We start from the raw sequence: 13,017 nt of genomic DNA on the forward strand, positions 1-13,017 counted from the left end.
ATCGGCGTACGAACCGTGGATCGGCGTACGAACCGTGGATCGGCCTACGAACCGTGGATCGGCCTACGGCTCGAACTTGTAACCCAGCCCACGCACCGTCACCAGATATCTCGGCGCGCCCGGGTCGGGCTCGATCTTGGCGCGGAGGCGCTTGACGTGGACGTCGAGGGTTTTGGTGTCGCCCACGTAGTCCGCGCCCCAGACTCTGTCGATGAGCTGCATGCGGGTCAGAACACGGCCCGCGTTGCGCAGCAGCATTTCGAGCAGGTCGAACTCCTTGAGGGGGAGGTCGACCTTGGAGCCGGAGACCGTGACCACGTGACGGTCCACGTCCATGCGGACGGGGCCGGCCTCCAGCGCGGCCGGGGTGACCTCCTCGGGCTCGCCGCGGCGCCGCAGTACGGCCCGGATACGGGCGACGAGCTCGCGGGAGGAGAAGGGCTTGGTGACATAGTCATCGGCTCCTATTTCCAGGCCCACGACCTTGTCGATCTCGCTGTCCTTGGCGGTCACCATGATGACCGGGACGTTCGAACGGCCGCGCAGCTGGCGGCAGACCTCGGTGCCCGGCAGGCCGGGCAGCATCAGGTCGAGGAGGACGAGGTCGGCTCCGTTGCGCTCGAACTCGTCGAGACCGTCGGGTCCGGTGGTCGCGATGGCGACCTCGAAGCCCTCTTTGCGGAGCATGTAGGACAGGGCGTCGGAGAAGGACTCCTCGTCCTCGACGACGAGCACTCGGGTCACGGAAGGACCTCCGGGGCGGGAAGCGGTTCGTACGGGGATGACTCAGCGTGATCGGTGTGATGAGTGTGAGGTTGTCCGTCCTCGTCGTCGAGGTCCGGGTGCTGCGCTGCGCGGTCGCGGGCCGCGCCCGCCTCCGGCAGTTTGAGGGTGAACGTGGAGCCCTGACCCTCGGAGCTCCACACCGAGACCTCCCCGCCGTGCGAGGCGGCCACGTGCTTGACGATCGCGAGACCGAGGCCCGTACCGCCCGTCTGGCGGGAGCGGGCCGGGTCCACGCGGTAGAAGCGCTCGAAGATGCGCTCCTTGTCCTTGTCGGAGATGCCTATGCCCTGGTCGGTCACGGACAGCTCGATCAGCTCTCCGCCCGGGCCCGCCACGCGGCGGGCGGCTATGCCGACGCGGGTGCGGGCCGGTGAGTAGTTGACGGCGTTCTCGACGAGGTTGCCGAGGGCCGCGGCGAGCTGGCCGCGGTTCCCCCAGACCCGCAGTTCGGCGGCGCCTCCGGCGGCCATGGTGATCTGCTTGGTGCCGGCCTGGTGGCGGCAGCGGTCGATGGCCTCGGCGACCAGCTCGTCCACGCGCACGGGCTCGGCGTCCTCCAGCGGGTCGTCGTTCTGCACCCGGGAGAGGTCGATCAGCTCCTGCACGAGGTTGGTCAGCCGGGTCGCCTCGATCTGCATCCGCCCGGCGAACCGTTCCACCGCCTCGGGATCGTCAGACGCTCCCATGACGGCCTCGGAGAGGAGGGAGAGCGCCCCGACGGGCGTCTTCAGCTCGTGACTGACATTGGCCACGAAGTCCCGTCGTACGGCCTCTATGCGGCGGGCCTCGGTCAGGTCCTCGACAAGGAGCAGCACGAGCCGGGAGCCCAGCGGCGCGACCCGCGCGGAGACGGCGAGCGCCTCGCCGCGTCCCGTGCCGCGCCTGGGCAGGTCCAGCTCGACCTGGCGTATCTCGCCGTCCCGGCGCGTGTCACGGGCCATCTGGAGCATCGGCTCGATGGCGAGCTTTCCGCCCCGGACGAGACCGAGGGCGTACGCGGCCGAGCTGGCCTTGACGACCGCGTCGGCCTCGTCGAGCACGACGGCGGAGGAGCGGAGCACGGACAGGACCGTGTCCACACCGGGCGGAAGCACCGGGTCCGTGTGCAGCGAGGTCCTGGTCGGACGCTTCTGCTCGCGCTCGCTGAAGCGGAACGCGAGCATGGCGATGACACCGGTGAGTACTCCGGCGATCGCTGCCGCTGCGGCGACCGCCGCGTTCACGTCCATGCGTCCAGGTTAGGCACGAGGTCCGACATCCCCACAGCCATCGAAGGGCGACCTCGAACACTCGTCGCCCAGAGTTCACCTTGGAGCCAGTATTGGTTCATTTGGGATGCCGGAAACCGACGCGTACAGGCCGGATCGTGGGAGCGTGGGGTTCACGAGCGGACGTAAGAGAGGAACACCCTGATGCGGGACGCGTACCACGAGGAACTGGACTCGATCGGCGAGGGCTTGGTCGAGATGGCCCGGCTGGTGGGGTCGGCGATCGGACGCGCCACCACCGCCATGCTCGACGCCGACCTGAAGCTGGCCGAGAGCGTCATCGAGGCCGACCAGAAGGTCGACGACCTCCAGCACGATCTGGAGGCCCGCGCGATAGCACTGCTCGCCCGGCAGCAGCCGGTCGCCACGGACCTCCGTATCGTCGTGACCTCGCTGCGCATGTCCGCCGACCTCGAGCGCTCCGGCGACCTCGCCCAGCATGTGGCGAAGCTGGCCCGGCTGCGCTTCCCGGACCGCGCGGTCCCGCGCGACCTGCACGCCACGATCCTGGAGATGGGCCAGCTCGCCCAGCGGCTGATGGCCAAGGCGGCCGAGGTCGTCATCACCAAGGACGTCGACCTGGCGCTCCAGCTGGAGCAGGACGACGACGCCATGGACCTCCTGCACCGCACGCTCTTCCAGCACCTGATGGACGACCGCTGGAAGCACGGCATCGAGACCGCCGTCGACGTAACCCTGCTCGGCCGCTACTACGAGCGCTTCGCCGACCACGCGGTGTCGGTCGCCAAGCGGGTGGTGTACCTGGTGACGGGTGAGCACGCGGACGACCTCCAGCCGGACATCCAGCCGGTGACGGGGGTGGAGGGGGCGTAGTCCCCAAGGATGCCGGGATTGGTGGTGCCGGGAGCGGGATCGGCGTTGCCGGGATCGGGATCGGCGGTGCCGGGATGGCGCGGGAGGGCTTGCGGTTTCGGGTTGCTGTCGGAGGGCTTGCGGACGCCTCTGTGCGCCGTTGATGCGCCCGGCTGAGCGGGCCTGCAATGGGCATCACATGGGCACAGGCACCAGCCTTCGAAGTCTCCGATGCCTTCGATGCCTTCGATGCCCTTTGAGGAGGGACAGGGACCATGGCCGAATCCCCCAGCCCCAGCCCCGGTACGCCCGATCCGACACAGCAGCGCGACACCCAGCAGCCGGCCGACATCAAGAGCCTGCCGCTGTTCGGCGCGTGCGGTTGCGGCTCCGGATGCGGGTGCGGGTGCCAGTCCGGCAGTCCGTGCCAGTGCGGTTGAGTCCGGCTGCTCTCGTGAGTGTGTGAGGTCTCGTATGTAGGTGACTCGTACGTGGATGACTCGTACTTGGTCGACTCGTACGTGGATGAAGGGGGCCCGTCCTCGGTGGCGGGCCCCCTTCCTTCATGCTGGGGTCGGGCTCAGCACGCCCAGTCTTCGAGGCTCTCCCGGGCGGCGACGATCTCGACCGCCAGGGAGCCGTCGGCCGGCCCGTCCACGGTCAGATACGCGTCGGTCCCGTCGATCTCCTTGCTGAAGCAGTCGCCCTCGCGCTGCCTCCAGCCGCCCGCCTGCGCGGCCTCGCGGTAGTGGGCAAGGGCGGCCTCATGGGTCCCGTCGTACGTGTACGAGTGCCCGGCGACCACGAACAGATCGTCGTCGTCGCACGACTCGTACGACTCCTTCTCCCCGGCCCCGTCCGGCGCCACGTCGAGCACGGCGTCGGCCGCCAGCGCCTCTCCGAGGTCCTCCTCCGAGTCCCCGCACCCGTACTCGAACAGGACGTACCCGGCCGGGGACACCACGAGCGTGGCCCCCACCCCGATTACCGCGCCGAAGGCAGCCACCGCCGCGGCCACCCATATCCCCACCCTGTGTCTACGCATGGCCGGGGACGCTATCGCACACGCGTGTCACGCCCCCGCCGCGCGAGAGGTCGCTCGTACGCCCGTACGAGCGCAGCATGGAGGGGAGAGGCGGAGAGAGGAGGGGAGGGGAGGAGGGGAGGAGGGGAGGGGCGCGGAAGCGAAACGGACGGGGGAGAGACAAGGAAGGAGGTGCGAGGCCATGACGCAGTTCATGGACGTCCACCATGGGATGAAGGGCATCACCCGCGACCAGCTGCAGGCGGCCCACCAGGCGGACCTCGCCATTGAGAAGGAGGAGGGCGTGCACTTCGAACGGGCCTGGGCGGACCCGAACTCCGGCACCGTCTACTGCCTGTCGGAGGCCCCCTCGGCGGAAGCGGTCCAGCGCATCCACGAGCGGACCGGTCACAAGGCGGACGAGATCCACGCGGTCCCGCTGTCGGTCTGAGCGGTTCACGGGACGGGAGGACGGCCCCCTGCGGGATGAGGGAGCCCGTGGCGGAGGGCTCTGAGGTCAGCCCGTGCAGCCCGGGACGGCTCCTGTCGGGCGGCACTGGTTGGGGGTGTTGCCGGTGACGGTGGCGAAGAAGAGGCTGACCTGGCTGCCACTGCCCTCGTAGATGCCGCCACCGCCGAGCGGGCCGTTCGCGGTGTTGCCGATCACGCGGCTGGTCATCAGCGTGGCGCGGGCGGGCGAGGTGGTGCGCAGGCCACCGCCCTCGGCGTCGGCGGTGTTCGCCTGCACCGTGGTGGCGTTGAGGGTCAGGGTGCTGCCGGCGTGGCTGACACCTCCGCCGCTCTCATCGGCCTCGTTCTCGATGACGGCGGTGGAGTTGAGCGTGACGGAGGCGCCGGACCGGCTGCGGATACCCCCGCCGAACCCGGCGCGGCTCTCCCGGACACTGCCGCTCTGCACGGTGAGGGAGCTGCCGGGGTCGGAGACGCGGATGGCGCCGCCGGAGTCACCGGTGGACACCTGACCGTTGACGACGTGGATCGAGTTCAGGGTCAGCTTGCCGCCCGACGCGACTTCGAAGAGACGGAAGTGGGGGGTGCCGGCCGCCGACGAGCGACTGATGGTGGTGTTGTACCCGCTGATGGTGAACGTGCCGGTGACGTTCGGCAGCCCGTTGCTCGGGCTCACGGTGTCCGTGAGGGTGTAGGTACAGCTGGGCGCCAGGGCGATGGCCTCGTTGCTCGTGTTGGAGGCGGTGATCGCGGCCCTGAGAGCGGCGACGTTCCCGCAGGGCACGACGGTCACGGCATGCGCGGGCGCCACGGGCAGCAGGGCGAGGCAGAGGCCGAGCACTGCGGCGGCCCCGAGGGCGGTCGCCCGGTGCCGCCTGACCTCCAACGGGCCCCTTACCTCCAACGGGCCCTTGTGTGTGCTCTTCAACGTGTGCTCCTCGATTCGATTCACGTTTACTCGTTCTTATTCGTTCCTATTCATGCGCATTCGCGCCTATTCGTTCCTATTCGTACGTATTCGCGTGTGGGCGAATACGCACGAGGACACCGACCGACGATGGCCACCAGCCCTCGCAGCGCCCCTACCAGCCAAGACCGCCGTCAAGCGACCACGCCACGCGGCATGGTCCAACCAGGTACCGGTTCCACCCATCCGGATCCACTCGTCCGGAGCCATCCGTCGGAATCCACCCGTCGGGAGCCGCCCTCCGGAGCCGCCGTCCGGAGCCGCCGTCCGGAACCGCCGGACATTCGCCGGTCGCGAGCCCCCCGACCACACAGACCCCTAAATGATCACGGAATAGTCACCTCTCCCGCACATCTCTCCACACACCACTCCCCCGGGCACTACGGTCACTCCACCCGAAACACCCTGGGGGGACGACCACATGACCAACCCGTACACCGCGCCCATACCTCCGACGCCGCGCACGCCGGACACCCGGCCGCTCCACAAGCGCGTACTGGTGTGGGTCGGCGGCTCGGCCCTGTTCATCGCGGGCGCGTTCATCGGCTCCACGGGGGACGACGGCCAACAGCCGGTCGAGACCAAGGTCAAGCCCGCGACGACCGTCACGGCGACGGCCACGGTGACGGCCACGCCGGAGCCCGGCCCGACCGTCACCGAGACCGTCAAGGCCAAGGCGAAGCCCCGCCCCACGGTCACCGTCACCAAGACGGCCGCGGCGGAGGCGGCGGACAGCTCCGATGCCGACGGCGACAGCGGGGACAGCGGGGACAGCGGGGACAGCGGGGACAGCACCGGAACGTGCTCGATCGTCTCCAACTCGGGCAACTGCTACTCGGCCGGCCAGTTCTGCCGGAACGTCGACCACGGCGCCGTGACCACTACAGCGAGCGGCGCGAGGATCAAGTGCACGTACAGCTCGAACGCTTGGCGGTGGTCGTACGCGTGACGGGGCAAACCGCCTCAGGAGTACGCAAGTTCAGCAACGTACCCAACCTCAGGGCTGCCGCGCCGAAGTCCCCCCAGCCTCCTCGCGCACCTCGCCCTCCCCCTGGACCTGGCTCCCCTCCCAAACCTGGTTTTCCTCCTGAACCCGGTTCTCCTCCTGAACTCGGTTGTCCGTCTGGACCTGGCTCTCCTCCGCCAGCCGCCGCGTCAGCCCCCAGTACCCCACCGCCGCCACCGTCCCCACCACCGCGCATATCCCCCACAGCCATTCCGCCCCCCACCGGTCGATGACGAGGCCGGACATGAGCGGAGCGACGAGGGCGGCGACGGACCAGGACATGGTGTACATGCCCTGGTAGCGGCCGCGGCCGTGGAGCGGGGAGAGGCGGACGACCAGGCCGGTCTGGGTGGGCGCGTTGACGATCTCGGCCAGGGTCCACACGCACACCGTGAGGGCGAAGACGCCGACCGAGCCAGCGAAGGCGGTCAGGCCGAAGCCGTAGCCGGCGAGGAGCGCGGAGCCGACGAGAAGCCGTCCGGGGTCCCGGTGTTCGATGAAGCGGGTGACGGGGATCTGGAGGGCGACGATCAGGACGCCGTTGACGGCGATGGCGAGGCCGTACTCCGCGGGCGTGAACCCGGCCTCGCCCATCGCGACCGGCAGGCCGACCGAGCCCTGCTGGAAGATCAGGGCGATGAGGAAGGACAGGCCGACGACGCTCATGAAACGGCCGTCGCGCAGTACGGTGCCGAGTCCGCTCTCGGGCTCGGGCCCGAGCCCGGCGGCGGTCTTGGCGGCGGTCACATCGGGCCGGGACTCCGGCAACTTCAGGAAGACGACGATCGCGCAGGCCATGGTCATACCGGCCTCGATCAAAAACCCGGCGCGGTAACTGACCTCGGCGATGAACCCGGCGGCCATGGCGGAGACGGCGAAACCGAGGTTGATGGCCCAGTAGTTGAGGGAGAACGCGCGGACGCGGTCCTCGGGCCGGACGATGTCCGCCATCATCGCCTGCACGGCCGGGCGGGAGGCGTTGCTCGTCGCGCCCACGAGGAAGGCCACGGCCGCGATCGCGACGGGGTCCGTGACGAAGCCGAGCAGCGCGACGGAGACGGCCGTCGAGCCCTGGGCGATCAGCAGGGTGGGCCGCCGCCCGAGCCGGTCGGCCATGACACCGCCGCCGAGGGAGGAGACGACACCGCCGAACCCGTGGAGCGAGGCGACCAGGCCGGCGTACGCGGCGGAATAGCCGCGGTCGAGCGTCAGATAGAGCGCCATGAACGTCGCCACGAACGCGCCGAGCCGGTTGACCAGCGTGCTGGTCCACAGCCACCAGAACTCACGGGGCAGTCCCGAGACGGTCTCCCGAAGGGCGCGTCTCGCGGCGACTAGCGGCATAAGGGGTCCCCCCACGGATCAGACGGTCGAAGCGGCTCACAAGGCGCGCAAATGGCGCAAGTGAGGCAAGTGGCGCAAGGACCATGTAAGCGGCTCAGGCGGCATGCACAACTTACGTGTACGGCCCACCGGAGGCCACTCGATTACCGCCTTGTCCGCCCACTGACCGGGCACGTCACCGCTCCCGGCCGTCGATTACGCTCGGAGCCATGGCCGACGCACCGTACAAGCTGATCCTGCTCCGCCACGGCGAGAGCGAGTGGAACGAGAAGAACCTGTTCACCGGCTGGGTGGACGTCAACCTCACTCCGAAGGGCGAGAAGGAGGCGACGCGCGGCGGTGAGCTGCTCAAGGACGCCGGCCTGCTCCCGGACGTGCTGCACACCTCCCTCCAGCGACGCGCCATCCGCACCGCGCAGCTGGCCCTGGAATCCGCCGACCGCCACTGGATCCCGGTCCACCGCAGCTGGCGTCTGAACGAGCGCCACTACGGCGCCCTCCAGGGCAAGGACAAGGCGCAGACCCTGGCCGAGTTCGGCGAGGAGCAGTTCATGCTGTGGCGCCGCTCGTACGACACCCCGCCGCCGCCCCTCGCGGACGACTCGGAGTTCTCGCAGGCCGCCGACCCGCGCTACGCGACGATCCCGCCGGAGCTGCGCCCTCGCACGGAGTGCCTGAAGGACGTCGTCGTCCGCATGCTCCCGTACTGGTACGACGGCATCGTCCCCGACCTCCTGGCCGGCCGTACGGTCCTGGTCGCGGCCCACGGCAACAGCCTCCGCGCCCTCGTCAAGCACCTCGACGGCGTCTCGGACGAGGACATCGCGGGCCTGAACATCCCGACGGGCATCCCTCTGTCCTACGAACTGGACGCCGACTTCAAGCCCCTGAACCCCGGCGGCACCTACCTCGACCCGGACGCGGCGGCCGCGGCGATCGAGGCGGTCAAGAACCAGGGCAAGAAGAAGTAGGTTTTGTGATCATGCCCCTGAGCTGCGCATACGACGCGACTCAGGGGCGTTTCCATGCTGTGGAACCTCTCTGGAACCTCAGTCCGTGTGATCTTGCGGCCGGAGAGCCTGCCCGAGAGCCTTCCGAGCCCGCTCCCGGCTGCTCGGCATGAGATGCTCGTACACCTTCAGCGTCAGCCCTGGGTCCGAGTGACCGAGGTACTCCGCGAGGGCCTTGATGCTCTCCCCGGCATCCAGGAGCACGGACGCGTAGAAGTGCCGTAGCGCGTGCATGCCGTGCTCGCGGGCGGCGGCGTGCTCGCGGCTCTTGGCCTTCGGGATGACGCCCGCCTTGGCGAGAGCGGGCTTCCAGTGGTCTTCGTTCAGCGACGTACGCCAGACGTGCCCGCCGTTGGGGCCCGTGAAGATGAGCCGCCGGGTCACCGGTTGGCCGTTCGCCCGCATCCACGGGAGCTTGATCTCCACAGGCGGGAACCGCTTGATGTGCTCCTGTAGCGCCTCTGCCACGGGATCGGGCAGCGGCACGTCACGGAGCTTGCCGCCCTTCGGGGGCGCGAACACTGCCTTGCTCAGGCTCAGCTTGAGTTGCTGCACCACGTGCACGGTGCCGCTGTCGAAGTCGATGTCATCCACGGACAGCCCGAGGATCTCCGCTTGCTGCAGGCCGCATCCGGCGCCCACGTCGACCATCGGTCGGAAGCGGTCGACCATGGCGGCGCGCATGGCGAAGACGCGCTCAGGCTCCCAGGGGACGACGCGGCGCGCACCGATGGCCGGCGGGGTCACCGTGTGCGAGTGGCAGGGGTTCCGGTGTAGGCATCCGTCCTCTACGGCTGCCGAGAGCACGGCACGGACGTTAGAGAAGATGACACGTGCGTACGCGCCGGACATGCCGGACGCTTCGAGCTGCGTCACGAACTCCCGGATGTGGCTCGGCTGGAACGATCCGAGCTGACGCGCCCCGATGCGGGGGAAGGCGTGCAGCTTGAGCTGAGACTCCATTGACGCACGGGTGTTGGGATCGCCGCTCTGACTCGCGAGCCACTTCTCCGCGAACTCCTGGAACGTCGTACGGGACGCGTTCGGGTCGATGAAGTCGCCGCGCGCCAGGTCCGCTTGCATGGCGCTCAGCCACTGCTCGGCGATGCGCTTCTGTCCGTCGGGGAAGGACTTGTTCTTTCGCTTGCCGTCGGGCGTGAGGTAGCGGGCTTGGTAGCGCATCCCCGTGCGGTAACGGTCGGTCTTGCTCGGACGGTCTTGCCGTCGGTACCGGTGGTGGTCTTGATCCAGCGGTCGAAGATGTGGCCAGCCATGAGGGCTGTCTCCTTCGGTCGGTAGCAGGGAGCGGGAGAGCCAAGGGGCAGCTCTCCGGCCGGTTTTGGGGTGTGGTGGGCCGGGCCCGCTACTTGCCACGGGCCTGATCACTGGGGGTTTGGGTTGCTAGCGGGGTTGCTACCGGTAGCGGGTGGGGTTGCTACCGATAGCAGCGTCCGGCGGTGGTTCAGGGAGGCGGAGACAGGGTGCCGGGCGGCTTCCTGAGGGGGGTTTTCGGGGGTGTCGGGGGTGTGCCTCCCTGCCTCCCTGAGGGGGTGTCTGCGCTGGTCAGGGAGAGGGAGGCGGGCCAGGGAGGTGGTCAGGGAGTTCTCCCTGTCTCCCTTGACCGGGCGAGCGTTCCTCCCTGCCGGTCGCGGTGTCCGGCGGGGCCCGGCGGGGAGGCGGAGACAGGTGCTCCGAAGGGCTTCCAGGGCCGGTTTCCGGGAGGGTTCCGACAGTGCCTCTCCGCCTCCCCAACAGGTCCTTTGCGCACCGCGACGGCCGAAAAGGCGTTAGGGAAGCTGCGCAACGAGGGGCTTGTCAGGGGGATTCACGGAATCGGGACGGAGGTACTGGACCGTCCCGCCCCGATGTCCTCGGGAGCCCAGTGGCAGGACCGAGGACGCCGTACCGGGTCCAGTTGGGGAGACGGAGAACGGTCCGACTCCCACCAGGCGGCAGTTGTGGGCGGCACCCGCAGACGGGGCGCAGGCGCTGGACATCACGCCTGGCTCGGATGTGATCAGGCGGCGCCGTGTGTATCGCGACCGGCACGGCATCGTCGCGCACTCGACCTCATGGATTCCTGACCGGTACGGCAGGCTGATCCCGCAACTAGCGAAGAGCGAGCGTCTGACCGGCGGAACTTCGCTACAGCTCATTGCCCAGACCACCGACCGCCCGATCACTCACCGGATCGACACCGCTTCGGCGCGCCTGCTGACGCCGGGGGACGGCTCTTGGAGTTGGACCCTGCGGACCCGCCCAGAGAACCAGTGGTCGTGATGACGGCAAAGTTCGTTGACAGCGAGGGCAACGTTGTTGAGTACGGCGTTGACCTCGGAGTCCCCGGCCGCAAGTGGCGAACGGAATCGGAAGTCGCGCAGTGACAGCCGCCAACGACGCCCGCCGGCCGTTCTGCGTCCCGACGGCGGGGCTTCCCGGCTCGGGAAAGACGACTCTGTCGCGTGCGCTGACAGCCCGTGGCTTCGTCAGGCTGTGCCCAGACGAAGAGATGTACCGCCGACACGGCGTGTACGGGGTCGACTTCCCCCGGGGGACGTTTCCGACCCTTGAGCGTCCTGTCCTCGAAGAGATCTCCGTAGAGCTTCGCCAGCAACTCCGGGCCGGGCGCGATGTGGTGGTCGACCATGGTTTCTGGACGCCGGACGACCGTGCTCACTGGCGGTCAATCGCGACTGATGCGGGCGCGCACTCTGTGGTGGTCTACCTTTGAGGCCAGCCACGAAGAACTCTGGTCGCGGGTGAGCAAGCGCAACGCGCGGCACGAAGCCGATCCGAACTCGATCTACTTCGCGGAGAGCGACCTGATCCGCTACCGGAATCGGTTCGTACCTCCCGCGCCAGAAGAGCCGCACTTGGTCTACGACGGCGACCCTGATTCGGTACTGAAGGTGCTGGAAGACGATCCAGCGCCCCGTCAGAGCAGAGGCTAGAAGGTGCGGCCTATGGCCGCGCGACTCTTGGCAGCGAGCTGCGCTCGCGCGCGACGGCCGCCCTAGCCGCTGGGCTCCGTCGCGCGCTTCCGCTGGTCTACCCGAAGTGTGGCGCTGACCGGTAGGCGGGCGTGATGGGCAGGTGAGAGGTGATGTGACGCGGGCGTCACAGCGGGTCTGCCTGCCCGGAGTTCTACGACGTCGGCTGAGCCGGGCGCCGGCCCGCCTTCTCGAAGTTGCAGTCGAGCCCGGCGTCAGGGTCGACGATGAGCCGCAGGCGTAGCTCGCTCCCGTCGGGGACGTAATCCAGTGACTGGATGCGGTTGCCCAGCTTCAGGTCGAGGGTCTGCGGGGTGACACCCTCGACGCCCTCGAAGAGGTACCACTCGCCAGTGCCGTCGACCCGCCGTGGCTCATTTTCTATGCCGTCGGTGTGGACAAGGAACTTCGTGGCACTGACGGTGCCGTCCGCGGCGAGGTCGAGCGTGGCCCCCGTCCCCGCGCAGTCCCCCTTCCAGTGGCCGATGACCTGGTTTCTGGTGACGGGCGGGAGGTCCTCGTCGTCCGCCGGGCCGCAGGCCGTGGCCAGCGCGAGAACCAGTGCGGCGCCTGCCACGTGCGACGGTCTTCCGCGAAAGGCGACCATCAGCGTTGCTCCCTCGTTTTTCGGTGACGGGCGGGAGGTCCATGCCCGCCGCCGCGACGCAGGCTGTGGCCAGCGTGAGAAAAACCTACCGTTGGGATACTTGTTCCCTGGTGTCCGGGCTAGGACCGGGGCCCTTCTGGGCGGGTGTGCCGCCCTCGTCGCAGCGGATCTGCCTAGGGGTTTGGGTGTGACGCGGCCATCACGTGTGACGGTGTGACGAGACGTCGGGCGGGAGCTCCCGAGTGCTCGGGCGCTTGTCGTGTTGCTTGTCGTCTCGCTTGTCGCTTGTGTTGTCGCTTGTCGCATCCCAGGTCAGAGCACGTTCTTCGGCCCTCTGAGGGGCCCGAGGCCCCATCGGCCGGTGTTACGAGCAAGAAGAGCACGCCATGGCGCGCGGTGCTCCTCTTGCTCGCAGCGCGAGCCCGACTTGGCGCGGCTGAGGACGAAGACCACCCGGCGGCGCGGGGGTGGTCTCTTTTCCTTCGGACTGCCGCAGCGTCCGCACCCGCCCCTTACTAAGAGCACGCCGTGACCTGCGAAAACCTGCTCTTAGTAACAGGCGGTGGCCGGACGCTGCGGACACTGGCGGACGCTACACATTTTGTTTAGCGTCCACAGGAACAGTGCAGTTCAGAGGCGGTAAGAGAGGACCGGCGGACGCTGCGGACGCTGTTTTCCCTCAACTCTCTAGTAGTGGGAGGAGGGACGGCTTTTCCGGCGGGGGCAGGGGC

General features: G+C 68.7%; 12 protein-coding genes and 2 pseudogenes. 7 read left to right on the forward strand and 7 right to left on the reverse strand.

The window, feature by feature from the left end:
* Window positions 1–63: 63 nt before the first annotated feature.
* Together SGFS_RS27440 and SGFS_RS27445 are read right to left on the reverse strand one after the other, a co-directional pair.
* Window positions 64–744 (reverse strand): response regulator transcription factor, encoded by a 681-nt coding sequence (locus SGFS_RS27440; protein ID WP_009340348.1) that lies wholly within the window; start codon window positions 742–744, stop codon window positions 64–66.
* Window positions 741–2,015, reverse strand: coding sequence for a sensor histidine kinase (locus SGFS_RS27445; protein ID WP_286254219.1), 1,275 nt, complete (start codon window positions 2,013–2,015; stop codon window positions 741–743). The genes SGFS_RS27440 and SGFS_RS27445 overlap by 4 nt, the downstream gene beginning before the upstream one ends.
* A 183-nt stretch (window positions 2,016–2,198) precedes the next feature.
* Here SGFS_RS27445 and phoU point away from each other — a divergent pair, with 183 nt between their 5' ends.
* A complete protein-coding gene (gene phoU, locus SGFS_RS27450) occupies window positions 2,199–2,888 on the forward strand; it encodes a phosphate signaling complex protein PhoU (RefSeq protein WP_286254220.1) in 690 nt (229 codons plus the stop codon).
* 559 nt (window positions 2,889–3,447) lie between these two features.
* Here the strand turns inward: phoU and SGFS_RS27455 are convergent.
* Window positions 3,448–3,912 carry a hypothetical protein gene (locus tag SGFS_RS27455; RefSeq protein WP_286254222.1) on the reverse strand — a complete coding sequence of 155 codons (465 nt, stop codon included), beginning with the start codon at window positions 3,910–3,912 and terminating at the stop codon, window positions 3,448–3,450.
* A gap of 181 nt (window positions 3,913–4,093) precedes the next feature.
* Here SGFS_RS27455 and SGFS_RS27460 point away from each other — a divergent pair, with 181 nt between their 5' ends.
* Window positions 4,094–4,342, forward strand: coding sequence for an SCO4226 family nickel-binding protein (locus SGFS_RS27460; protein ID WP_286254223.1), 249 nt, complete (start codon window positions 4,094–4,096; stop codon window positions 4,340–4,342).
* A gap of 66 nt (window positions 4,343–4,408) precedes the next feature.
* On the opposite strand, the gene SGFS_RS27465 is transcribed toward SGFS_RS27460, so the two are convergent.
* A complete protein-coding gene (locus SGFS_RS27465; RefSeq protein WP_286254225.1) occupies window positions 4,409–5,290 on the reverse strand; it encodes a hypothetical protein in 882 nt (293 codons plus the stop codon).
* Window positions 5,291–5,750: 460 nt separating this feature from the next.
* Here SGFS_RS27465 and SGFS_RS27470 point away from each other — a divergent pair, with 460 nt between their 5' ends.
* Window positions 5,751–6,278 carry a hypothetical protein gene (locus tag SGFS_RS27470; RefSeq protein WP_286254227.1) on the forward strand — a complete coding sequence of 176 codons (528 nt, stop codon included), beginning with the start codon at window positions 5,751–5,753 and terminating at the stop codon, window positions 6,276–6,278.
* 48 nt (window positions 6,279–6,326) lie between these two features.
* Here the strand turns inward: SGFS_RS27470 and SGFS_RS27475 are convergent, their stop codons facing one another.
* Window positions 6,327–7,679 carry an MDR family MFS transporter gene (locus SGFS_RS27475; RefSeq protein ID WP_286260085.1) on the reverse strand — a complete coding sequence of 451 codons (1,353 nt, stop codon included), beginning with the start codon at window positions 7,677–7,679 and terminating at the stop codon, window positions 6,327–6,329.
* Between the two features lie 209 nt (window positions 7,680–7,888).
* Here SGFS_RS27475 and SGFS_RS27480 point away from each other — a divergent pair, with 209 nt between their 5' ends.
* Complete coding sequence (locus tag SGFS_RS27480; protein WP_286254229.1) at window positions 7,889–8,650, forward strand: phosphoglyceromutase; 762 nt, start codon at window positions 7,889–7,891, stop codon at window positions 8,648–8,650.
* Window positions 8,651–8,728: 78 nt separating this feature from the next.
* Here SGFS_RS27480 and SGFS_RS27485 read toward each other — a convergent pair.
* A pseudogene (locus SGFS_RS27485) lies at window positions 8,729–9,963 on the reverse strand (tyrosine-type recombinase/integrase).
* Between the two features lie 492 nt (window positions 9,964–10,455).
* Here SGFS_RS27485 and SGFS_RS27490 point away from each other — a divergent pair.
* The 3 genes and pseudogenes from SGFS_RS27490 to SGFS_RS27500 form a co-directional block, all read left to right on the forward strand.
* Window positions 10,456–11,073, forward strand: a pseudogene (locus tag SGFS_RS27490) (UTRA domain-containing protein); the annotation flags it as partial.
* On the forward strand, window positions 11,070–11,420 hold the full coding sequence (locus SGFS_RS27495) for a P-loop nucleotide/nucleoside kinase family protein (protein ID WP_286254231.1): 351 nt from the start codon (window positions 11,070–11,072) through the stop codon (window positions 11,418–11,420). The pseudogene SGFS_RS27490 and the gene SGFS_RS27495, both read left to right, overlap by 4 nt.
* A 28-nt stretch (window positions 11,421–11,448) precedes the next feature.
* Entirely contained in the window at window positions 11,449–11,640 is a 192-nt protein-coding gene (locus SGFS_RS27500) for a hypothetical protein (RefSeq protein ID WP_286254232.1), read from the forward strand.
* 193 nt (window positions 11,641–11,833) lie between these two features.
* Here the strand turns inward: SGFS_RS27500 and SGFS_RS27505 are convergent, their stop codons facing one another.
* Window positions 11,834–12,256 carry a hypothetical protein gene (locus SGFS_RS27505; protein WP_286254234.1) on the reverse strand — a complete coding sequence of 141 codons (423 nt, stop codon included), beginning with the start codon at window positions 12,254–12,256 and terminating at the stop codon, window positions 11,834–11,836.
* Between the last annotated feature and the right edge of the window lie 761 nt (window positions 12,257–13,017).

The organism is Streptomyces graminofaciens, from assembly GCF_030294945.1.
GTDB lineage: Bacteria > Actinomycetota > Actinomycetes > Streptomycetales > Streptomycetaceae > Streptomyces > Streptomyces graminofaciens.